Annotated in this window: 19 protein-coding genes; 2 read left to right on the forward strand and 17 right to left on the reverse strand. The window is 37.2% G+C overall.

Features of this window, described 5'->3' with window-relative positions:
- Window positions 1–15 precede the first annotated feature (15 nt).
- From GNY06_RS11810 to GNY06_RS11885, 16 genes are all read right to left on the reverse strand, one after another.
- Complete coding sequence (locus GNY06_RS11810) at window positions 16–483, reverse strand: DUF6702 family protein (protein ID WP_166520256.1); 468 nt, start codon at window positions 481–483, stop codon at window positions 16–18.
- Window positions 484–541: 58 nt separating this feature from the next.
- Entirely contained in the window at window positions 542–1,273 is a 732-nt protein-coding gene (locus tag GNY06_RS11815) for an LOG family protein (RefSeq protein WP_244614430.1), read from the reverse strand.
- A gap of 7 nt (window positions 1,274–1,280) precedes the next feature.
- Entirely contained in the window at window positions 1,281–1,994 is a 714-nt protein-coding gene (locus tag GNY06_RS11820) for a nucleotidyltransferase family protein (protein WP_166520257.1), read from the reverse strand.
- 3 nt (window positions 1,995–1,997) lie between these two features.
- Window positions 1,998–2,408 (reverse strand): RapZ C-terminal domain-containing protein, encoded by a 411-nt coding sequence (locus GNY06_RS11825; protein WP_166520258.1) that lies wholly within the window; start codon window positions 2,406–2,408, stop codon window positions 1,998–2,000.
- The gene (locus tag GNY06_RS11830; protein ID WP_166520259.1) at window positions 2,401–3,420 is read right to left on the reverse strand and encodes an aminoglycoside phosphotransferase family protein; all 1,020 of its coding nucleotides are present in this window, start codon (window positions 3,418–3,420) and stop codon (window positions 2,401–2,403) included. The genes GNY06_RS11825 and GNY06_RS11830 overlap by 8 nt, the downstream gene beginning before the upstream one ends.
- Before the next feature lie 262 nt (window positions 3,421–3,682).
- Window positions 3,683–4,708, reverse strand: coding sequence for a cation diffusion facilitator family transporter (locus tag GNY06_RS11835; protein ID WP_166520260.1), 1,026 nt, complete (start codon window positions 4,706–4,708; stop codon window positions 3,683–3,685).
- An 81-nt stretch (window positions 4,709–4,789) separates the two neighbouring features.
- On the reverse strand, window positions 4,790–5,779 hold the full coding sequence (locus tag GNY06_RS11840; protein ID WP_166520261.1) for an aspartate-semialdehyde dehydrogenase: 990 nt from the start codon (window positions 5,777–5,779) through the stop codon (window positions 4,790–4,792).
- 88 nt (window positions 5,780–5,867) lie between these two features.
- Window positions 5,868–6,308 (reverse strand): hypothetical protein, encoded by a 441-nt coding sequence (locus GNY06_RS11845; protein WP_166520262.1) that lies wholly within the window; start codon window positions 6,306–6,308, stop codon window positions 5,868–5,870.
- 245 nt (window positions 6,309–6,553) lie between these two features.
- Complete coding sequence (locus GNY06_RS11850) at window positions 6,554–9,109, reverse strand: TonB-dependent receptor (RefSeq protein WP_166520263.1); 2,556 nt, start codon at window positions 9,107–9,109, stop codon at window positions 6,554–6,556.
- A 106-nt stretch (window positions 9,110–9,215) separates the two neighbouring features.
- Window positions 9,216–10,082, reverse strand: a complete 867-nt coding sequence (nadC, locus tag GNY06_RS11855) for a carboxylating nicotinate-nucleotide diphosphorylase (protein WP_166520264.1) — start codon at window positions 10,080–10,082, stop codon at window positions 9,216–9,218.
- A 45-nt stretch (window positions 10,083–10,127) separates the two neighbouring features.
- A complete protein-coding gene (gene nadB, locus GNY06_RS11860; RefSeq protein ID WP_166520265.1) occupies window positions 10,128–11,702 on the reverse strand; it encodes an L-aspartate oxidase in 1,575 nt (524 codons plus the stop codon).
- Between the two features lie 46 nt (window positions 11,703–11,748).
- Entirely contained in the window at window positions 11,749–12,216 is a 468-nt protein-coding gene (gene rnhA, locus GNY06_RS11865) for a ribonuclease HI (RefSeq protein WP_166520266.1), read from the reverse strand.
- Between the two features lie 4 nt (window positions 12,217–12,220).
- A complete protein-coding gene (gene dnaB, locus GNY06_RS11870; RefSeq protein WP_166520267.1) occupies window positions 12,221–13,798 on the reverse strand; it encodes a replicative DNA helicase in 1,578 nt (525 codons plus the stop codon).
- Between the two features lie 198 nt (window positions 13,799–13,996).
- Window positions 13,997–14,254, reverse strand: coding sequence for a hypothetical protein (locus GNY06_RS11875; protein WP_166520268.1), 258 nt, complete (start codon window positions 14,252–14,254; stop codon window positions 13,997–13,999).
- A gap of 57 nt (window positions 14,255–14,311) precedes the next feature.
- Complete coding sequence (locus GNY06_RS11880; RefSeq protein WP_166520269.1) at window positions 14,312–15,817, reverse strand: GH3 auxin-responsive promoter family protein; 1,506 nt, start codon at window positions 15,815–15,817, stop codon at window positions 14,312–14,314.
- 100 nt (window positions 15,818–15,917) lie between these two features.
- Window positions 15,918–16,214, reverse strand: coding sequence for a hypothetical protein (locus GNY06_RS11885; RefSeq protein ID WP_166520270.1), 297 nt, complete (start codon window positions 16,212–16,214; stop codon window positions 15,918–15,920).
- 642 nt (window positions 16,215–16,856) lie between these two features.
- Between GNY06_RS11885 and mfd the strand changes: the two genes are divergently transcribed.
- Both mfd and pth read left to right on the forward strand, forming a co-directional pair.
- On the forward strand, window positions 16,857–20,213 hold the full coding sequence (mfd, locus tag GNY06_RS11890) for a transcription-repair coupling factor (RefSeq protein ID WP_166520271.1): 3,357 nt from the start codon (window positions 16,857–16,859) through the stop codon (window positions 20,211–20,213).
- A gap of 15 nt (window positions 20,214–20,228) precedes the next feature.
- Entirely contained in the window at window positions 20,229–20,792 is a 564-nt protein-coding gene (gene pth, locus GNY06_RS11895; RefSeq protein WP_166520272.1) for an aminoacyl-tRNA hydrolase, read from the forward strand.
- Window positions 20,793–20,800: 8 nt separating this feature from the next.
- On the opposite strand, the gene GNY06_RS11900 is transcribed toward pth, so the two are convergent.
- Window positions 20,801–22,393, reverse strand: a complete 1,593-nt coding sequence (locus GNY06_RS11900; RefSeq protein ID WP_166520273.1) for a SulP family inorganic anion transporter — start codon at window positions 22,391–22,393, stop codon at window positions 20,801–20,803.
- Window positions 22,394–22,528: the final 135 nt, after the last annotated feature.

The raw sequence follows: 22,528 nt of genomic DNA on the forward strand, positions 1-22,528 counted from the left end.
GTTTTTGTTTAAAAATTAGAAGCTTACTTCATTCACCTCTTTACCTCTTTGAAATGTCATGGTTTTTTGTTGACCTTTATAAGCGATATTAACTAAATTAATTTGGTTGGTAAAGTCATTTAGAAGAAGGGTGTTTTTAATTTTTATGCTATTGATATTACCTATTCCTGTAGCTTCAAAGTATACCCACACCGTTTCTCCATTTACCTGACTACCAGTATAGGTGAGTCGTATAGGGTTATTGTTGACACTCGCACTAAAATTAGTGTTTACATAATTCTTAGCAGCGTTTTCGAATGCCCCATTTTTAGAGTCCATCTTAAGAACGCGTTCTAGGTCGGGTGCACTCATCTTTGTGGTAAACTTCAATACTCCATTGGCCTCATTATAATCAACCTTAGTCATGGAAGAGTGAAAATCCATAAAGCTAAACATACCGATCAGTAAAGATAGCAAGCCTAATATATTGAATAACTTTTTCATTTTAAGAGAATTGTTTTTTTATTATATTAAGGATAGTCAAAATATATGCCATATTAATTTAGAAGTTAACGCTGATATCATATTTCTCATAGAATGCTTTAATATGGGCAACAGCATCATCCGCATTATCTACAATTCTGTAGAGAGACAGGTCGGCCTCCGAAATAAGCCCGTTTTTGAGCAGAGAACTTTTGAACCAATCAATTAAACCTCCCCAAAACTCACTGCCCACCAATACAATGGGGAAGCTTCCTATTTTGTGGGTCTGAATGAGTGTTAATGCTTCCATCAGCTCATCCAAAGTGCCAAAACCTCCAGGCATGACGATAAATCCCTGAGAATATTTAACGAACATAACTTTTCTAACGAAGAAGTAATCGTAATCCATCCGATATCCATTGTCAATATACGGATTAAAGTGTTGCTCAAAAGGAAGTTCTATATTGAGGCCTATGGATTTACCCAGCCCATGAGCGCCACGATTACCGGCTTCCATAATGCCAGGCCCTCCTCCGGTGATTACCCCAAATCCTAAATCGGTAATTTTCCGTGCAATTTCAGAGGTCATTTTATAGTATTTATGGTCTTCTTTAAGCCTTGCTGAACCAAAAATAGAGACACAAGGGCCTATTTTGGTCATTTTTTCAAAACCCGCTACAAATTCAGACATAATTTTGAAAACCATCCAACTGTCTTTGGTTAATTTTTCGTCCCAGGTTTTTTGTCGGAAACTTTCCTTTACTCTTTCATCAAGAGTATTATTTTTATTATTCATGTATTGATTGTCCATGTTTTTCTTATTTAAAATATTCTTCTGCTTGTAGAATACTTTCTGGTCTTCCTACATCGATAAGGTAGGATTGATGGAGGTAGCCGTGAATTTTTTCCGACACCATAAAATCCATATATTCTTCCATAATGGAAAATTTTCCTGTTCGTTTTATCTTATCAAAAATCTGGGTATTCACACAATGGATTCCACTAAATGCGAGTCCTCGGAAACCTTTATTAAACTCAGCCAATCTTTGTTCTCCAGTACTGACATTAATCCATCCTTTGAGCAGCATGCCATCATCAAAGAGTAATTTTCTGGTGCTATTTCTGTCGGATACCGCCAGGCTTACAAAATTATGATGCTGTTCATGAAAGTTTACAAATTCGGTGATATTTAAATTGGTTAGGATATCCACATTCATGATGATGAAGTTTTCTTCATTTTCTAAAAAGGGACGTGCAAAGAGTAAGCCTCCTCCCGTTTCCAATAAGAAATCATTTTCATCCGAAATTTCTATCTGGACTCCAAAATTATTGTTTTCTTTTAAAAAATCGAGTATTTGATCTCCAAAATGGTGGATATTAATAACAAAGTTTTGAATACCAAAAGATTTAAGATATAGAATATTACGCTCTAAGAGGGTAATACCGCTAACTTTAGCTAAAGCTTTGGGATGGAGATCGGTAAAGGGTTTAAGACGCGTGCCTTTTCCGGCTGCAAAAAGTAAAGCTTTCATAAGTTAGTTGAGTTGGGTTTGTTCATCGTGATGAAGTATAACAATAGTTTGTGGATATTGATGACGAATATAAGCTGCAGTTTTTATAGCCGAATATACAGACCGGTGCTGACCACCCGTACAGCCAAAATTTATCTGCAGATTTTCAAAACCGCGTGCCAAATAATTATCAATAGTAAGCGATACCAAGATATAAATGGCATCCAGGAAATCCTGAATTTTAGTTTTTTCTTCCAGATACTCTTGGACGGGTAGATCGTTACCCGTAAGTGCTTTATATTCTTCAATTCTTCCAGGATTTAGGATTCCCCGACAATCAAATACAAAGCCTCCTCCATTTTCTGAGGCATCTTTGGGGATCCCTCCTTTTTTATATGAGAAGCTATGTACTTCTATAACTAAAGTATTATCCATTGATAAGTTGATTTATTTTTTGTTGGGTGTGTACTGATTTTATTTCTGAAATAATCTTTGAAAGCTCTGGATAATATGCGAATTCCTCCCACTCATTTTGAAGTTGGGTGATATTTTTAATTCCCTGTTCAATACTTTCTATAAAATGTTTTTTTCTCTGGATAAGCCCCCGGAATCCATAGGCTCCCAATACTTGTAAAAAGCGCATTAATTTACAGTAGTCTACAGCTTCCTGATAGGAATGTGGAGAAAAATATATCCGGTTGAGTGCCAAATAATCCGAAAGAAATTCCTCTTTCCAGTCGTTGGGGAAATTGGCTTTTGCTTGAAACAGCAACGAGACGATATCATAAGTGGCCGGTCCCTGCATAGCTGACTGGTAATCAATAAAGTAAACTTCTTCTTGGTCGTTGACTAGAATGTTTCTTGCCTGGAAGTCCCTTAGAACTATGATTTTCGGAGACAAGGCTTCCACCTTCTCAGAGATGCGGTAGAATTCTTTTAAAAGTTTTCCCTTGTGATAATCTATCTCTAAAATATCGACTAGAAAATTTTTGAAATAATATAAATCGTGTATAATAGGTAACCGATCATAATCGCTATATTCATAAGCTTTGGAAAAATCTATATGACCCGTAGTTTTTTGCTGAAAGTGGGTTAAAGCCTGAATGGTTTTGGAAACTAGTTTTTTTACCCTTTCGGTATGACCTTCCGCAGCGATGATTTCGGATAAGGTATCAGAACCTACAAATTCTTGTAGATAAAGCGTTCTATCAGCATTAATAGCATAAATATGGGGAACATTCAGCCCTAATTTCTTGAAAGTCTCCGTGAGGTAAAAAAAACATTCGTTTTCACGAATCTTTTCGTTAAAAGTTAAAATATACTTTTTCTCAGGGGTGATGACTTTAAGATTCTGGCGGGCAGAACCACTCTTTTGTAAGGGGGTTAAAAGATAATTGGAATGTCCTAAATAATTTTTTAAAAATGGATGAAATAGTTCTTCTATCATAATCTATTCTCCTTACAAATATACTAATTTACCCTCTGCGGCAAGTACAGTCAAAAGAAAAATTAGTTTAGCTTTTTTGATGGGGTAACCTTTTTTCCAAAGGTATTCTATCTCAAAACCTGAAAGCAAGTTACAAAACAATTTTGTAAGTTATAAGAAAAATTTTAAAAGTAAAGGGATATGGGTTTTTAGAATGATCGTTGAAAAACAGATTACTCCACAAAGGCTTGCCGGTTTTAAATAGCGTGAATAGGAAAGGAACTTAGCGGGTAAAGGTAGTACCTTTAGAGGTTTGCAGGCTGTGTTTTTGTACCTGACTAATATTTTTAATCGTCCATTCTACTTTTTTCTCAAAGAGAGATTCCCTTACAGGGCAATGGTTGAGTTGACAGATGGCACATGAAAATGGTTTGCAATCATCCATATGAAAATTAAACTCAATTTCTCGATCTAAATTATGGGCTAGTAGAAGAAGTACTTTTCCCATTTCATTATGCGCGTCGCGTAGACTGTAATACCAAGGTAGCGTGATGTGAGCGTCTATATGGAGGTGGGCACCGTATTGCTGTATTTTCATATTGTGAATATCAATCCATTGTGGTTCTCGGTTGGCGAGAAGTATGGCGGTGATTTCGCGTAGAAGTTTCTCATCACTTTCATCCATAATCCCCCTTAGGGCTTCGCGTACGATTCTATACCCCACCAGAATAATATAAGTCCCGAAGAGCAATGCAAATGCACCATCTACCCAGTACCATTGAGTAAAATTTACAATGACTAAGCTCAGGACTACCCCTAAGGTAGTGTAGGTGTCGGATTGTAAATGTTTGCCAGAGGCAATTAGGACTAAAGAATTTTCTTTTTTTCCTTTTATTAGAGAATACCAACCCAACCCATAATTGATGAGACCAGTGATAAAAATAATCAAGATACCCCAGTCTAGTGCTTGAATATGATTGCCGTGAATTAAGCTTTTAATCGCCTGTAAAATAATCAGAATACCAGCAATAATGATAAGGGCTCCTTCTATACCCGACGTAATAAACTCTACTTTTCCATGCCCATAAGGGTGTTCCTTATCTTTGGGTTTGGCGGCTAAATAGAGTGAATATAATCCCAAAAAAGCACTGATGATATTCACGATACTTTCCATTGCATCTGAGAACACCGCATCGGATCCAGTGAGTTGCCAGGCGACCAGTTTACCTACGAATAAAAGTATCCCTGCAAACGCGATAGTGCGCTGAAAGGTAAATTTACTGAGATCTCTGCTTTTTTTCTCTTGCATAACAAGGGGGTATCGGATAAAAAATACAAGTTGTGATCATAAAGAATAAGGTATCCTTTGGATACCTTATTTATTTTAGATTTAAACTAATGCGTTTGTTACTAAGTATTCTGCAATTTGTACAGCATTCGTTGCGGCGCCCTTTCGCAGGTTATCCGCTACAATCCAGAGGTTGAGCGTTTTGGGTTGGGAGTGGTCGCGGCGGATGCGTCCCACAAAAACCTCATCCTTACCTTCTGCGGTGAGGGGCATAGGATACACTTTATTGTGAACATCATCCAATACGACGATTCCTGGAGTATGCTTAAGAATCTGTCGGACTTCCTGAAGTTCAAATTCGTTTTCGAATTCGATATTGACACTCTCAGAATGCCCCCCTTGTACAGGGACCCTTACAGCTGTAGCGGTTAGGCTAAAGGTATCGTCTGCCATAATCTTTTTAGGCTCTTTCATAAGTTTAATTTCCTCTTTCGTGTAATCATCTTCTGCAAATACATCACAATGAGGCAACGCATTTTTGAAAATAGGATGCGGATAAACCATTTGAGGAGCTTCACCCTTAATTTCAGCATTTAATTGGTCTACTGCATTTTTTCCCGTACCCGTTACTGATTGATAAGTGGAAACGATCACTCTCTTAATATCGTATTTTTTATTTAAGGGAGCCAATACCATCACCAACTGAATGGTAGAACAATTCGGATTGGCTATGATTTTATCTTCCTGGGTCAAGATATCTGCATTAATCTCTGGCACTATGAGTTTTTTATCTGCTTCCATTCTCCAAGCAGAAGAATTATCAATCACTGTGGTACCTACTTTTGCAAACTGAGGAGCAAACTGTTTGGAGGTTTCTCCTCCTGCAGAGAATAAAGCGATCTGAGGTTTTCGCTCTATAGCTTCATGCATGCTGACAATAGAATATTCCTTGCCTTTAAAGTTTACTTTTTTGCCTATGGATTTTTCCGATGCTACAGGAATGAGTTCCGTTATGGGAAGATTGCGTTCCTCCAAAACGCTCAACATAACTTGACCAACCATGCCAGTGGCACCAATAACAGCGATTTTCATTTTAAATAAAATGTATTAAGAATTAAATAATTAGCAAAATTACTAAAATAATAGTTCATTAGGATAGACGATAGAAAATTTTAGCTCTTTAAGCCCCCATGAACTTAGACCACGGCACCGTGTAAGAAAAAATAAGAATGCTAATAAAGGCAGTGATTACCATTCCCATAGAAATATTATCTTTTAATTTCATTTTTTTATTTAAAATGGTCATTAAAATCGCTGCTGTTAACATTGCGAAGGGATGCTCAATATAGGTAAATCTCAATTGTGCATTTTTCATAATACTTCCCATGCCGTATTCTTGTATAATACTTATAAAATTCGAAGTTCCCACTAACATTACAATGCCGATAAGGAACTGTAGGTGAAAGAAGATCATCACGAAGAGTGTTGATTTTCTCAGCAATTTGGAAATTTTACCCGAATAGCCCAACATAACGATAAGTAATGAGATAATAAAGATAACTACTAATAGTATCTCCAGATATGCAAAGCCTTTGTGAGCGTTTAAAAAAATATGATGCATAATTAAAATTTAAAATTTGGACAAAAATAATAAAAAGCCGACGAGATTGGCTGTTTTTTGAATTAATATTATCTATAGGGATTTGTTTAAGAATAAAAGATTCGATTGAAAGCCTTCCAAAAAAGTAAAGAACCTTTTCGCTCGGATATAATATTATAAATACAAGTCTATGATAATATAGGCTCTCTAAAAAAAAACAGACCTACAAAGCAGGTCTGATAAAGGGATATATTATTTAAAATTAGTTAAAAATTAAAGGCTATAGTAGCAGCCCAGGTTCTGCCATATCCGAAGATTACCTGATTGCTGATATCAATACCCTGATAGAAATTATTGGGGTTGGCATTATAATCATCTAATTGTTTTTGAGCGGTAGCACTAGGAGTATCTTTAAAATCTTTTAGCGTTTTTTTGGTGTTGGTATTAGACTCTGCAATATAAATTTTATCAAACACATTATATACATTGGCACGCATGGTAAAATACTGCTTTTCATTGATATTAAATTTGTAGGAGAGTCCTGCATCAAATAGATTAAAGCTCGGAAGCTTCAGTGCACCTACAGCATTGTATTCCGGATTCATAAAGGAATGAGGATCTAGTTTTGCGTATAGATTATTTACAGATCTCCAATTGGTATCAAAACTAAGATCTTTTAGAGGTTTAAGGGTAAGCCCTATAGCAGCTGTCGTCTGAGCCGATTCCCCTACTTTTACTTTATCCAGATAAAGAGTGGCTTCATTAGAATTGGAATCTGGATAATTTACAGGCTCATTGCTGTCTTTGTTGAATAACAGTGCACGGGCGTTTCCTTTGTAATACCAGTCTCCGATAGAGAACATTCCATTCAACGACAAAAATGGAGTGATTTGATAGTTCGCATCGATTTCTGCTCCTTGATGTATTTCATTGAGATTATTGATTTCCGCATATACATTGGTATCTCCTTGTCTAATATTCGTTCTACGCATATAGCGGTCGTCCCAGCTAGTTCTATATAGGTTAGCATTGATATTGATTAATTTAGATCTGAATCCGTAGCCTAGCTCTGCACCCAATATTTTCTCATTCGTTAAATCTTTGGAGACGATATTTTCATTACTTCTGTATACCGCGTTAAAAAAAGGCTGTTTTTGGTAATATCCTATATTCCCAAAAATATTATGTTGTCTGTTGATATTATAATTTAAACCAGCTTTTACATTGAAACCCATATGGTATTTGAAATCTGTTTTAGTATGCATGATTTCTCCGTTTTTGGATTTTGTTACTCCATCTTTTATAAAGTTATCTATCCTTTGAAAGCCTTGATTGGATAACGATCCTTGAATAAAGGCCGAGATTTTACTTGTGGAATATTCCAATTGTGAGAAGCCTCCATACCAGATCACTTTGCCATCATTACTGTAACCGATTCTATCTTTTACTTTATTGATTTTACCTCCGAAAGGATTCCAGGAAGGTTCTGCTTGAAAGGTTTGGCTCACCAGATTATGGGGAGTATTTAGATTTTGATGATCTATATATCCAGAAGCTCCTAATAAGTCGCTTACCAACTGATAATGATAACCATAGTAGTAGCGACCATCTATACCCACGGTTAAATTTAAGTTATGATTTATTTTATGGTTAAAGCTTGAGATTACCCCATACCAGTCATGTGAATTAATCGAAACATTTCTAATAATATTACCTTGTTCTGGTGTACTGTTTTTATTCGCTTGATAGAGCGCGTCCAGATCATATAGGCCGGTTTCTGGATTTCTAAAATTTCTTAAGTCCTGTCCTCCCACTTTAGCATTACTTGGCATATTCGTGCCTCCTCCTCTACCAAAGGAAGCATACACAATAGTATTGATCTTAGATCGGTCGTCTATTGACCAGTCCCAATTGAGTGACATCACAGGCTTGTGGTAATAGTTAACTGCCATAGAATATTCTCGACCGTTTAGATAGCCCCAGTCTGAGTTATATTTTCTGTTCGGATCTCCATTTTTTCCGTATTTTAAGTAGGTCCCAATAGGTATAGCAAACCGTCTTTGGTTATGCCATTGGGGAGCTCCTGTGATAGTGAATTGGAAATCGTGTTTTTTATTGGGCTGGTAACCTAGAGCAAAGTAGTAAGTATTTGCTTCAAATTGGGTTCCATCAGCATACATATTTCCCGAAGTTCTGCTCATCAAGAAAGAAGAAGACCACCCCTCTTCGGATTTGCCGGTATTGTATGAGAATAAGTTTTTTACATAGCCATCATTCCCCAGGCCTACAGAAATTTTACCACCTCTTTTTTTATCGGCAGCTCTTGTGAGAACATTTACAGTACCTCCTACCGAAGCGATGGCTAATTTTGAGGAACCTAGACCTCTTTGCACCTGCATAGCCGAAGTTACATCCGATAAGCCTGCCCAGTTGGACCAGTACACAGAACCTGTTTCCATATCGTTAACAGGCATACCATTTACCATTACGGCTATGTTTTCTTGATTAAATCCTCTGATGTTGAGTTTAGAGTCGCCAAAACCACCTCCCCCTTTGGTGGTATAAACTGAAGGTGTGGTATTTAGAATTTCAGGGAATTCCTGATTACCAAGCCTTTCGACGATATGAGCTTCTTTAAGAGTAGAAACAGCCACGGGCGTTTTTCTATCTTTAGCGATATCGGTTATCCCTCTTAGAGCGAGTGTTTCAATTTCTCTCGATTTAGAGGTCACAGAATCCTTTTTCTGCTGAGTGTAGCATAAGCTGGCCGTAGTCAAGGTAAGTGTGAGCGCCAGCGTAGGCTTTTTAAAATTGATCTTCATATTGTTGATTTACTTAACTTTATTGATTTATTTCATTTTTTAACTAACAGGGGGGATATAGGCTGCAAAGCTGCATAAAATTTCTTATTTATAATTTAAGGAATTGTTAAATCTTTAAGGCTTTCAAACTAAGATCAATATGTTTAGCAGAATGGGTGAGAGCTCCCGCGGAAATGTAGTCTACTCCAGTTTTAGCAATATCCTGGAGCTGTGCTCTAGTGATACCTCCAGATGCTTCGGTTTCACATTTATGGTTAATTAATCTAACAGCCTGGCACATGGTATCGAGATCCATGTTGTCTAACATAATACGATGTATTCCTGGTGTATGTATAGCTTCTTTTACTTCCTCAATAGTACGGGTTTCTACTTCAATTTTAAGACTGAGTTTATTTTTTTTAATATATTGTGAAGCCATCTCCACAGCTCTAGCTAAGCTACCGTTGTAGTCGATATGGTTGTCTTTTAGCATCATCATGTCATAGAGTCCGAAGCGGTGATTGGTCCCACCTCCTATTACAACGGCCCATTTTTCGCAGATGCGAAAGTTAGGGGTTGTTTTTCGGGTGTCCAAAAGCTTTGTTTTAGTGCCTAGCAGTTGGGAATTCCAATCCTGAGTAAGGCTAGCGATACCACTCATACGTTGCATACAATTTAGAACCAGTCTTTCGGTTGACAGAATCGATTGGGCGCTTCCTGTTACGATAAAAGCAATATCACCTGCCTTGGCAGATTCACCATCTTTTATTTTAAGATCCAGTTTCAGATTCTGATCATAATATTTAAAGATATATTCTGCGAGCTCAACCCCCGCAAGAATACAATTTTCTTTTACCAACAATTTTGCAGATTGCTCAAGTTTTTTGGGGATTGTGGCTAAGGTAGAATGATTGCCTTCTCTAAGGTCTTCGGTTAAGGCATTTTTTATAAAAGTGTTTAAAATTTGATCAGTGATATAAGGAGGTCGATTCATTTTAATAAGCTTCTTATAGAATTTAAGTTTTTTTATTGGTGTTGGCTAGGCTAAATCTTTGTTAAAAAAAGCACCTTTATTCTCTTTCATCTCAATAGAGTGTTTAATAATCAAGTAAGATACGTTTATTAAGTTTCTCAGTTCTAATAGTTGAGGAGACAGAATCGAACTATTATAAAGCGTGGTAACGGTTTCATAAATTTCACGTTGTTTTTGGCAGGCGATTTTTAATCGAGATTCACTCCTTACAATGCCTACCAGGTCGCTCATCATGGATTGCAGCTGCTGGCGTAAATAAGAAATCATGACCATTTCGTCTATCGTTTTTCTGCCTTCTTGATTCCATTCCGGAATAGCTTTGAGATCTTCGAAATTAAATTTATTCTCTTTTAATAGTTCGCAGGCTTTTATAGCAGCGTTATGTCCAAAGACTAAGCCCTCTAATAATGAATTGGAAGCCAGGCGGTTGGCGCCATGTAGGCCAGAGTTGGCGCATTCGCCCACAGCAAATAGATTTTTGATAGAAGATTGTCCGTCTTTATCGGTGTCAATGCCCCCCATCAGGTAGTGGCAGGCTGGTACCACAGGGATAAGTTCTTTAAAAGGGTCGATGCCTTCTTCCATGCATTTATGATAGATATTTGGGAAGTGGGCTTTAAACTTCTGCTGATCCATGTGGCGACAATCTAAACCCACATATTCATCTCCGGAAATTTTCATCTCGTTATCAATGGCTCTTGCTACAATATCCCGGGAGGCCAGTTCTTCGCGTTCATCATATTTATACATAAAGGGGAGCCCCTCTTTGGTTCGTAATTTCGCCCCATCACCCCTTACTGCTTCTGAAATAAGAAATAGCATCCCATTTCTTTTAGAATATAGTGCTGTGGGGTGAAATTGATAATATTGCATATTGGAAATTTTACCACGGGCTCTATGGACAAAAGCTATTCCATCTCCAGTGGCAATAAGCGGATTGGTGGTATTTTTGTAAACATGCCCCGCACCACCTGAGGCAACAAGCGTGATTTTAGAATTTATTTTTTTTATGTTCTTATTTTTTTCATCTAAAATATAGGCGCCATAGCAATGCGTATCTGCGGAATTTAAGTTTTTTCCAGGTATGTGGTGTTGCGTGAGGAGATCGATCACGTAGTGATGATCTAGAATTTCAATATTGGCAAATTTATTAATTGTTTTGAGAAGGGCTCTTTCAATTTCAAAACCGGTAATATCTTTATGATGTACAATACGGTTTTCGGTATGTCCACCCTCTCTTCCCAGTTTAAAATACCCATTTTGTTCTTTGTCGAATTGTGTACCCCACTTTACCAGTTCATTAAATCGCTCGGGACCTTGTTGAATGACCATTTCTACCACAGATCTTTCATTTTCTCCATCTCCAGCGCGTATGGTATCTGCAATATGTTTTACGAAATTATCCTTCGAAAAATCAGTAACTACTGCTAAACCTCCCTGGGCATATTTGGTATTGCTTTCATCTTCGTCGGATTTGGTGACAATAACAATATGGGTGTTGGGGAGTTTTTCTGCTATTTTAATAGCAAATGAGAGACCGGAAATTCCGGAACCAATCACCAAAACATCCGCTTTTATCATATTTTAAAAATTATGTATTTATATGCTTCCATAAGAAAGTATAAATTTAAGAAGTTTTTAGGCGTTCAAAAGTATGGTCAATGGAGAGGTCCGGCGATTGAGCAGCTTTTACGGCCAGTTGGTCGCAACGCTCATTATCTGGGTGACCGGCATGTCCTTTTATCCAGTGGAACTGTATTTTATGCAATCTCAACAACGGTATCAATCTCCGCCAGAGATCTTCGTTTTTTACATTTTTAAAGTTCTTTTTTATCCATCCGACAATCCATTTTTGATTAATAGCCTCTGAAACATATTTGGAATCGGTATAGATATGGACATCTTCTTGAGGAGTGGTTAGTTTTTCTAAAGCGATAATAACGGCTAAAAGTTCCATTCGGTTATTGGTCGTTAGACGGAATCCTTCGGAAAATTTTTTTTCATAATTTTTTTTAGTGACTTTCATAATGATGCCATAGCCGCCTTTTCCAGGATTGCCACTGCAAGCACCATCGGTATAGATCTCTATTTTCATAAGGCTAGAAAGGCATCATTTCATCTTCATCTTCATTATTCATGGCAGATCCCGACACTTTATTACTGCTCGGCAGGGTAGGAGACATACCAAAAGCAGCTCCTGGATCTATTGTAGTTTTTATCTTATCGTAAAAATTATCTCCAGATTTTGGAGGGGTATATGATGAAGGCGAACCAAAAGCATCGTCTCCTAAATCCGAAAATTTGGCCATAGAACCATGGAAAGCTAAGCGTACATCTTCAGTAGAACCATTTCTATGTTTTGCGATAATAAGTTCTGCCTGATTGGCCGAAGGCGTTTCATCTTCCCAGTATTCGATTTTGTAATATTCTGGGCGGTAAATAAAAGAAACAATATCTGCATCCTGTTCAATAGCACCAGATTCCCTAAGATCCGAAAGTTGGGGGCGTTTTCCGGGTCTGTTTTCTACAGAACGAGAAAGCTGTGAAAGGGCTATTACAGGAACGTTAAGTTCTTTGGCAATGGCTTTTAGGGAGCGGGAAATGGTTGAAATTTCTTGTTCGCGGTTACCTCCTCCTTTGCCACTTTGTGCGGTCATGAGTTGAAGGTAGTCTACCATAATGATTTTTACGCCATGTTGCATTACCAATCGGCGGCATTTAGCTCTAAAGTCAAATATAGAAAGGGCAGGGGTCTCATCAATATAAAGAGGAGCTTTTTCCAGGTTGGAAACATTACTAAAAAGCCTTTGCCATTCTTCATCAGTAAGTGTTCCCTTTCTTAGTTTCTCTGAAGAAATGCCCGTTTCTGAAGAGATCATCCTCATAATGAGCTGAACCGATGCCATTTCAAGAGAAAACAAGGCGAGGGGAATATTTTGTTCCACAGCAATATTTCTAGCCATGGAGAGAATAAATGCCGTTTTACCCATGGCGGGGCGGGCTGCAATAATAATAAGATCTGAAGGCTGCCATCCACCTGTTTCTTTATCCACAGCTTTAAAACCAGAAGGAATACCCGATAAACCTTGTTTGTCTCGTAATGATTTTACTTTATCCAGGGCCTCTTTTACCAGGGAATTGGCTGTATCAAATCCCTTTTTTATCGTTCCGTTTGTAATTTCAAAAAAGCTTTTTTCGGCTTCGTCCAGAAGTTCGAAAACATCTGTAGATTCTTTGTAAGACTGATCTATTACATTTCCTGATACATTGATAAGAGAGCGTAAGATATATTTCTCCAGTACGATACGGACGTGATATTCAATGTGTGCAGAAGAAGATACCCCTAAGCTCAGCTCTATAATATAAGCATCACCTCCGGCCATATTTAATCTCTCGGTACGTTTTAGTTCCTGAATAACCGTCATCATATCCACGGGATGGTTATCTTGGTATAGCTTCAGTATGGCGGCATAGATCTCTTGATGGCGTGGGTCATAAAAAACTTTTTCTGTCAATAAGTCTATAGAAAAATCTAAAGCCTTTTTATCAATAAGAAAAGTTCCGATCACCAGTTTTTCAAATTCCACTGCATTAGGAGGCATTTTACCTTTGGCAATAGATAGTTCCTTGGCAAAATTACCGTGTGTTAATGATGATAAAGTTTCCTTTTGAGCCATAGCACAAATATAGATTTAAAAAAAATTAAAAGCATAATTGCTTTATTAACAAATAAATTTTAAGTGAGATTTTTCCGCCTAAAATAGGGAAAAACGCTGTTGAAAAAAAGTGGAGTAGAATATGAGTTTTGATTCAAATTTTTTACGAAAAACCAATAGGCCTCTACCTATCTCATAGAAGTGTCTTCTCCGAACTTTTTATTGAATTTTCTTTTCAATAGCACAAGATTTTAAGTCTGTTTTATAGATAAAATAATGAAAGGATTTATATTTTTTCTGGGAGCCCTTCTCTATAGTATAGTCGTAAAAAAATCTCAAGAGACATCTGAAGGTATTGTTAATTGCCTTGTAAACTTCCTCAGCCAGCATTATCCGCAATATGGTTAATAAAATAACTCTGGAAATAGATTTTAAATCAGCATATTCTGCATTTATAAGTTTGGTTTTAGTGTGCATAAATTATGGGGGAGACGATCGAAGAACTTACTTTTGGGTGATTAATAGCTGATTGTATCATGAGGTTTGGGTAGGGTTGGTAAAAAAATCAGCAATATCTCGATTGTTCGCAAGACGCGGAATTTTATTTTGCCCTCCCAGTTTACCTTGTGTTTTTGCGTAGTGGAGGAAGCTACCTCTTTTCAGCTGTGTAATTACAAGAGGCTGGAGAATGTTTCCCATAATTAAATCATCATAATAAGTATTTCTGTCTCTTAGCGCCCTATCCAATGTCTTAGCAAAACTGTAGAGGTCACTCGGTTCTTTTTCGAATTCTATCAGCCATTCATGGTAAGGCAGTCCGTTGGTCGGACTCACTTGCGGTGCTAAATGGAACTCCGATATCTGCGCTGGATATTTTAGCAGGGTTTCTTTAAGAGCTTCTTCTACTTCATATGCGATAACATGTTCTCCAAATGCAGAGGTATAATGTTTCGTTCTGCCACTAACGATAATTTTATAAGGTTGCTTAGAGATAAAGCGTACCAGATCGCCTATCATATAGGCCCAAAGACCAGAATTGGTGGTAATCACCAGTGCGTAGTCGGTATGCAGCTCTATTTGGTCTAAGGTAAGTCGTCTAGGCATTTCTTGGCTCAAATCTTCATAGGGGATAAACTCATAAAATATACCGTGGTTGGTTAAGAGGAGTAAACCTTCTTCTTTGTAATTATTTTGATAAGCAAAAAAACCTTCTGAGGCCGGAAATGTTTGGATAATATCCACATCGCCTCCTAATAGAGTGTTCATCTTATCACGATAAGGTTCGTAGTTGACACCTCCGGTGACAATTAGTTGAAGGTGAGGAAAAAGCTCTTTTATTTTTTTTCCTGTTTCTTCGGTAAGTTTTTCAAAATACATAATAAGCCATGGGGGAATTCCGGAAATAAGCGTCATATTCTCCTTTTGCGTTTCCTCCACAATTTTGGATATTTTGATTTCCCAATCGGTTATGGTATTGGTGTCTCTGCTAGGTAATCTGTTTTTTTGTAAATACTTAGGAATATGGTGGTCTACAATACCGGATAGTCTCCCTGTAGGTATGGCATGGAGATGAGAAAGTTCCGGAGAACCTTGTAGGAAAATCATTTTTCCATTCACAAAATCGGCTTCTTTTTTTTGATTAATATAGAAAAACAGAGCGCTTTTGGCTGCATTAATCTGATAAGGAATTCCTTCTTTGGAGATGGGGATATATTTACTTCCGGAAGTCGTTCCAGAAGTTTTTGCAAAATATTCGGGTTTTCCGGGCCATAAGATATCACTTTCCCCCTGCTTAATTCTCTCAATATAATGTTTAAGATCTTCATAATCCACTAAGGGTACTCTCATTTGAAAATCCCGAATACTTCGAATGTTTTCAAAATCATGTTCTCTTCCAAAGTGTGTGTGTTTTGCTTTTTTTACTAGATTATGTAATGTTTTTTCTTGATCGGAAATGGCATTTTGAATAAATTTTTCCGATGTTTTTACATATTGCTTTGCCCAAAGTTGAGCAACTGATTTTTTTATGAAATTCAACATAGTTGCTACAAAATTAAGCAATTTTGATATTAAATCTAAAAGCGCGTCTGAAATTACAATTTCAGACGCGCAACATATGGGTTATCGTATCAAAGATGATCTATTTTTTTCGATTTTCTTTGTACCTTCTGTCCGGCGCTCCGTCTTTTTTAAGGTGTCGGGAAGATTTGTATCTTCTATCCGGAGAGCCATCTTTTTTAAGGTGAACTTTGGTAGCGGCTGTAGTGGCTTTTGCTTTTTTTAACGCTTTCTTTGTTTCTTTCCTTGTTTCTTTTACCACATTTTGAACCTCTTTTTTTAGAGGCGCAGTTTGATGGATTGAGCGGGGTGTCGTTGTTTGTGCTGTAGATAAGCCTAAGCCTACTATGAAGGCAAGGGCGGATAATAGATTTTTCATTTTTTAAAAGTTTAATTTAAAAGTTTTCTATGTGAAATTACATTAAAAATTTTATATAGAATGTTAAAAATCATCGTGTAAACACGATTTAACTAAACTTTATAAATGATTAAAATAGGCTTAATAAAATGCATGTGTGTTGTAAGCATGCCTAAAAACAATCGAATTTAAAAGAATCAAAAAGATGATTTTAAATTAAAAGATCAGATTTATCCCAGATCTTGAAGGATTATGCCCAAGGGTAATTCGTGAAGAACGATGTCCGATATCAGATAACAATCATTATATCCTCCCCATGATGACTTAAAAGAAATTCGTACGATGAATGACAGATGAGAGAATAAAATAAAAATTGATATTTTCGATCCGTAATCAGACGCAGAGTCCTCCCGTATTTTAGATCTAGCCTTTACCTGATCAAAATACTTACAGTTATCCTTCTTGTGTAAATAGCAGAGGCATGCATCTGTCTGATGAAATGGGGCTCACCATCATGTATTGTCCCTTTGCATAAAAGGGAATAAATAATTAAATTTTATTAGAATATTATAAAATTTAATTATTTGTAAATTTGCGGTTGGAACGCAGTATCAGGAAATTGTTAATATTTCTTTGTGTTCTTTAAATGAAAATTAAGACTAAGTGCAGTTAACTTCTATTAAGAATTCTCTACTGACCGATTTGTTGCATAAGCAGTGGGGCAGAGCGTTATTTGAAAGACTTCTGGAAAAACAAAAAATAAGTGTAAAAGGGGCTGTAGGTTCTTCAATGAGTCTTTTGGCAGCTGAATATTTTTTGTTACATAATCAGTCCATATTGCTGATATTTGATGATAAGGAAGAGGCTTTGTATGCTACTGCAGAGCTTGAGGAGCTTTGTGGAAAAGAAAAGGTGTTTTATTTTCCGGCAACCTTCTTACAACCTTATCAGCTGGAGAAAACACAGAATGCCAATCGTGTATTAAGAACCGAGGTGATAAATGAGATCTATTCTTCTGGATTACCTAAAATTATTGTGAGCTATGCTACAGCACTTACCGAAAAAGTGGTAAAAAAGGAGACATTTAGTAGCCTTAGCCATAGGATAAAAGTGGGGGAACAATTGGACTTTGATTTTGTGGATGAATTATTGCATCACTATAAATTCAACCGTACAGATTTTGTTTCAGAGCCCGGAGAGTTTTCGGTTAGAGGTGGTATTATCGACGTGTTTTCGTATGCTTATGAATTTCCTTTTCGTATAGGTTTTTTTGGAAATGAAGTGGAGAGTATTCGTACATTTGATATTGAGAGCCAACTCACAAAAAATAAGGTAGAAGAATTCCAGCTGGTCTCAGCTCTTCAGGGTACAGCTGTAAATGAAAGCAAGCTTTCTTTTTTAGAAATTTTACCAAAGGATACGCATATCTTTTCCAAAAATGCTTTTTTGTGCGGCAAGCATATACGCAGCTTTTTTATAAAAGCAGAAGAAGTTTATGCTAGCCTACATCAAGATATTCAATATAGCGCTCCGGCGGTTCTTTTTGTTTCGGAATCAGAGTTTTTTAAGCAGTTGAATCAGTATGTATGGGCGGATTTTACCTCGGAGCCTCTAGAAACTACACCTCTACAACTTCATTTAAAATTGAATCCACAACCCGTATTTAATAAAAACTTCGATTGGTTGATTCAAGATCTTGAAGATAAACTCGCTCAAGGTTATGATATCTGGATTTCTTTTTCCTCCGAAAAGCAAAAACAGCGGTTAGAAAGTATTTTTGAAGAACTCGAAAAATGTATTCCTTTCCGAAGTTTTGCTTCCGAATTGCATGAGGGTTTTGTAGATACCATACATAAAATATCGGTTTACACAGATCATCAAATTTTTGATCGTTACCAACGCTATAAAGCCAAAAATGCTTTCGCAAAAAGTGAACAGCTTACCCTTAAAGATTTAATGTCTCTTAAAGTGGGAGATTATATTACCCATATCGATCATGGAATAGGAAAGTTTATGGGTTTAGTAAAAGTTAATAATAATGGTAAAGTTCAGGAATGTTTTAAGCTCTCCTATAAAAATGGAGATTTACTATATGTAAGTATTCATGCACTACACAAAATTGCTAAATATCAAGGACCGGAAGGTAAAGATATTGTACTGAGTAAATTAGGGTCTTCTGCTTGGAAGACGTTGAAAAGTAAAACGAAAGCTAAGGTTAAGCAGATTGCCTTTGATCTGATTAAGCTTTATGCACAGCGTAAGAGTAACAAAGGATTCGCTTTTTCACCAGACAGCTATATGCAGAATGAGTTAGAAGCTTCTTTTATTTATGAAGATACTCCCGATCAGGAAAAAGCCACCTTGGATGTTAAAGCAGATATGGAGGCGGATAGCGTAATGGATCGTTTGGTATGTGGGGATGTAGGGTTTGGAAAAACAGAAGTAGCCATGCGCGCGGCCTTTAAAGCAGCATTAGATGGTAAGCAGGTAGCTGTGTTGGTGCCTACTACGATCTTGGCCTTTCAGCATTATAGAAGTTTTAAACAGCGGTTTAAAGATTTTCCGGTGGAAATTTCTTATCTCAGTCGGTTTAGAACTGGTAAAGAGAAAAAGGAAACCCTTGAAAAACTGGCTGCCGGAAAGATAGATATAGTGATCGGAACACATCAATTGGTAGGAGTAGGCGTTAAATTTAAAGACTTAGGCTTATTGATTATTGATGAGGAACATAAGTTTGGTGTAGCCATAAAAGATAAGTTGAAAACGATGAAGACCAATATCGATACCTTAACCCTAACAGCGACACCTATACCCAGAACCTTACAATTTTCTCTTATGGCGGCGCGGGATTTGTCGGTAATTAAAACCCCTCCGCCCAATCGTCAGCCTGTAGAAACCAAACTTATAGGCTTTAATGAGGAAATTTTGAGAGATGCCATCCTCTACGAATTGCAGCGCGATGGGCAGGTGTATTTCATTAACAATAGAATTGAAAATTTAAAGGAGATAGCAGGACTGATCCAGCGATTAATTCCCGATGCAAGAGTGATTACAGGTCATGGGCAAATGGACGGGAAGCAATTAGAGGCTAATATGATTGATTTTATGGAGGGTAAGTATGATATACTGGTTTCCACTACTATTGTGGAGAGTGGTCTTGATGTTCCCAATGCCAATACGATTTTTATAAATGATGCCCAAAGATTTGGAATGGCCGATCTCCATCAGATGAGAGGAAGAGTTGGACGTAGCGATAGAAAGGCTTTTTGTTATCTGATTACCCCGCCAATGGACTCCATATCTTCTCATTCCCGTAAACGATTGGAGGCAATTGAACAATTTTCAGATTTGGGAAGTGGTTTTCATATTGCTATGAAGGATTTGGAGATCCGAGGTGCTGGAGATCTACTGGGAGCGGATCAGAGCGGATTTATCAATGAAATGGGTTTTGATACCTATCAGAAAATTATGCAGGAAGCTTTAGAAGAGCTTAAGAATGAAGATATGGAAGATATTTTCCACAATGAGGAAGAACGTCAAAAACTTTTTAGTTCAACGAAAGATGTGAATATTGATACGGACTTAGAATTGATGTTTCCAGATGATTATATTAATAGTACTGAAGAGCGCCTTATTTTGTATCAAAAATTGGCGGGTGTAAAAAATATAGCAGAGTTAAGTCAATATGAATATGAGCTGCAGGATCGTTTCGGAACTTTGCCCCCAGAGGCGCATAATTTGCTAAAAAGTATTGAATTAAAATGGCTCGCTGGAGAAATAGGTTTTGATAAAATTGTGATGAAAAATAGTATTTTTCTCGGTTATTTCCCGAGCAATCCACAAGATAAATTCTATAGGAGTGAAAAATTTAAAAGGATTATTCAGTACCTCGAAGCGCATCCAGAATATGCACAACTTAAGGAAAAACATTCGGCCGAGGGCAGCCAATTGATGTTACGTAAAGATAAAATAACTCATGTAGATGAGGTGAATGCCTTATTGAATAATATATTGCGCTAAAAAATAATAATAAAGATGAAGTATTTAATTGTAGGTCTTGGTAATAAAGGAGAGGAGTATAAGGAAACACGACATAATATAGGTTTTAAAGTAGCAGAAAGAATAGCAGAACTTATAGAAACTTCTTTTAACACGACTAACTTTGGCTGGATGGCTGAAGGAAAATACAAGGGAAGAAAGGTTTTTGTGTTAAAACCCGATACCTATGTAAATCTTAGTGGACATGCAGTGCGTTATTGGTTACAAAAAGAGAAGATACCTATAGAAAATCTCTTAGTAATTACCGATGATTTGGCTCTTTCTTTTGGCACCTTACGCATGAAAGCAAAAGGTAGTCATGGTGGACATAATGGGTTGCGCCATATAGAAGATATTTTGCAGACGGGCCAATATGCACGTTTGCGTTTTGGGATCTCCGCTGATTTTAAAGAGGGGGAACAAGTGGATTATGTTATCGGAAGGTGGAAGGGTGAGGAAAAAGAAAAGCTACCCGAGAGAATTGAAAGGTTTTCTCAGGCAGCCTTATCTTTTGTTTTTGCGGGTATAAACCACACTATGTCCGGTTTTAATGGAAAATAGGTTTTTGTTTATATCGACCTTCGGTGCTCAATCACCACATGAGGCTCGTTTATTTTTCTATAATCGGTGCGGAATCCGATAAGTTTTACCGTGATATTGTTCTCTTTAGCAGTCACATTGGCAAACTCCTGAAGGAGTTCCAGTACGTCGGTGGCGATATAAGAGGTGCGTTTTGCATTAATGGTCACCGTAGCACCTGCTTGTATATTTTTGAGGGTTTTCTTAATAGCAGCTTTGTTGAGGAAGGAGACTTCCTCTGCTAATTCTATGGTGATTACATCTGCATCTTCTAAATCTTGGCGACTAAGATAATAGGCTCGTTTCATATTTCCCAGTAAAATAAAGAGAATGCTGATCACTAAGCCCAGTGCTACTCCTTTTAATAAATCAGTAAAAACTACGGCTAACATGGTAGCGATAAAGGGTAGAAATTGAAATTTTCCTTTAGCCCAAAAATGCATAATAGTAGCAGGATTGGCTAATTTATAACCTACGAGAATAAGCACGGCCGCTAAGGTGGCCATAGGGATCATATTGAGAATGGAAGGTATACTCAACACACATACCAATAATAATACACCATGGATGATGGCCGAAAGTTTAGAGCTTGCACCAGCATTAACATTGGCAGAACTTCTTACGACTACAGAAGTCATAGGCAGCCCCCCGATCAGTGAGCTGATCAAGTTGCCTAAACCTTGGGCACGCAGTTCTTGGTTGGTGTCGGTGATTCTCTTCTTAGCATCCATCCTATCTGCAGCCTCTATGCAAAGTAGCGTCTCAATTGAGGCAACAATAGCGATTGTGATACCCGTAATCCAGACATTAAGCATGCCAAATCCTGAAAAATTAGGCCATGTAATCAAGGTCTTAAAATCATCTGCCGTTTTTGGAATCGGCAGTTTAACCAAATGTTCGGGACCTATTGCTAGAGAGCTGCCGTAGGATATTAACAACTGGTTGATTCCAATACTGCTAGCTACAGCCAATAAAGCGGCGGGGAGCATTTTGATGTTTTTCAAGGCTGGAATTTTTTCCCATACAATCAAAATAATTAAAGAGATTATAAATATTAAAAAAACGCCACTATGAACGGCTTCAAGGGCCTCGGTGATATAAGGAATAAAATTGAAATCATCTTCAAATAAAGTTTCTTTACCTTCAAAGTTACTATCTACGCCTATAGCATGGGGCAGTTGGGTTAAAATAATAATAATGCCTATACCAGCGAGCATCCCCTCGATTACAGCAGTAGGGATATAGTTGGAGATACTACCTGCCTTCATAAATCCTAGGATAAGCTGGGTGATCCCTGCAATAATTCCTGCACATAGAAATAGATCAAAAGCGCCTAATTCTGTTATGGAGGCAAGAATGATAGCTGTAAGTCCTGCAGCCGGACCAGTAACGCTGATATGTGAAGTGCTCAAAAAGCCTACCACAATCCCCCCCACAATCCCGGATATAATTCCAGATAAAGGTGTTGCGCCAGAGGCTAAGGCAATGCCCAAACATAAAGGTAAGGCTACGAGAAAGACGACTAAGCCAGATGCCAAGTTGGACTTAGCATCACTAAATATATTGATTTTATTTTGTTTCATAATATTAAATTTTGATATATATGGAATATAAAAATATCTATATATAATCTATATTGGCAATGTATACCATGATAAAATAACATTGCAATCAGCTCAATTCTGTTTATATATTTTATTTATTGAAGATTTTTGAAG

The organism is Elizabethkingia argenteiflava (assembly GCF_009904105.1).
GTDB lineage: Bacteria > Bacteroidota > Bacteroidia > Flavobacteriales > Weeksellaceae > Elizabethkingia > Elizabethkingia argenteiflava.

Coding starts and splice junctions, on each gene's coding strand:
- GNY06_RS11815 (WP_244614430.1), bottom strand. CDS start 1,273: ATGGACAATCAATACATGAATAATAAAAATAATACTCTTGATGAAAGA.
- GNY06_RS11810 (WP_166520256.1), bottom strand. CDS start 483: ATGAAAAAGTTATTCAATATATTAGGCTTGCTATCTTTACTGATCGGT.
- dnaB (WP_166520267.1), bottom strand. CDS start 13,798: ATGGCTCAAAAGGAAACTTTATCATCATTAACACACGGTAATTTTGCC.
- GNY06_RS11880 (WP_166520269.1), bottom strand. CDS start 15,817: ATGTTGAATTTCATAAAAAAATCAGTTGCTCAACTTTGGGCAAAGCAA.
- GNY06_RS11840 (WP_166520261.1), bottom strand. CDS start 5,779: ATGAAAATCGCTGTTATTGGTGCCACTGGCATGGTTGGTCAAGTTATG.
- GNY06_RS11885 (WP_166520270.1), bottom strand. CDS start 16,214: ATGAAAAATCTATTATCCGCCCTTGCCTTCATAGTAGGCTTAGGCTTA.
- nadB (WP_166520265.1), bottom strand. CDS start 11,702: ATGATAAAAGCGGATGTTTTGGTGATTGGTTCCGGAATTTCCGGTCTC.
- GNY06_RS11875 (WP_166520268.1), bottom strand. CDS start 14,254: ATGCACACTAAAACCAAACTTATAAATGCAGAATATGCTGATTTAAAA.
- GNY06_RS11850 (WP_166520263.1), bottom strand. CDS start 9,109: ATGAAGATCAATTTTAAAAAGCCTACGCTGGCGCTCACACTTACCTTG.
- nadC (WP_166520264.1), bottom strand. CDS start 10,082: ATGAATCGACCTCCTTATATCACTGATCAAATTTTAAACACTTTTATA.
- GNY06_RS11835 (WP_166520260.1), bottom strand. CDS start 4,708: ATGCAAGAGAAAAAAAGCAGAGATCTCAGTAAATTTACCTTTCAGCGC.
- GNY06_RS11845 (WP_166520262.1), bottom strand. CDS start 6,308: ATGCATCATATTTTTTTAAACGCTCACAAAGGCTTTGCATATCTGGAG.
- GNY06_RS11825 (WP_166520258.1), bottom strand. CDS start 2,408: ATGGATAATACTTTAGTTATAGAAGTACATAGCTTCTCATATAAAAAA.
- GNY06_RS11830 (WP_166520259.1), bottom strand. CDS start 3,420: ATGATAGAAGAACTATTTCATCCATTTTTAAAAAATTATTTAGGACAT.
- GNY06_RS11900 (WP_166520273.1), bottom strand. CDS start 22,393: ATGAAACAAAATAAAATCAATATATTTAGTGATGCTAAGTCCAACTTG.
- GNY06_RS11820 (WP_166520257.1), bottom strand. CDS start 1,994: ATGAAAGCTTTACTTTTTGCAGCCGGAAAAGGCACGCGTCTTAAACCC.
- rnhA (WP_166520266.1), bottom strand. CDS start 12,216: ATGAAAATAGAGATCTATACCGATGGTGCTTGCAGTGGCAATCCTGGA.
- pth (WP_166520272.1), top strand. CDS start 20,229: ATGAAGTATTTAATTGTAGGTCTTGGTAATAAAGGAGAGGAGTATAAG.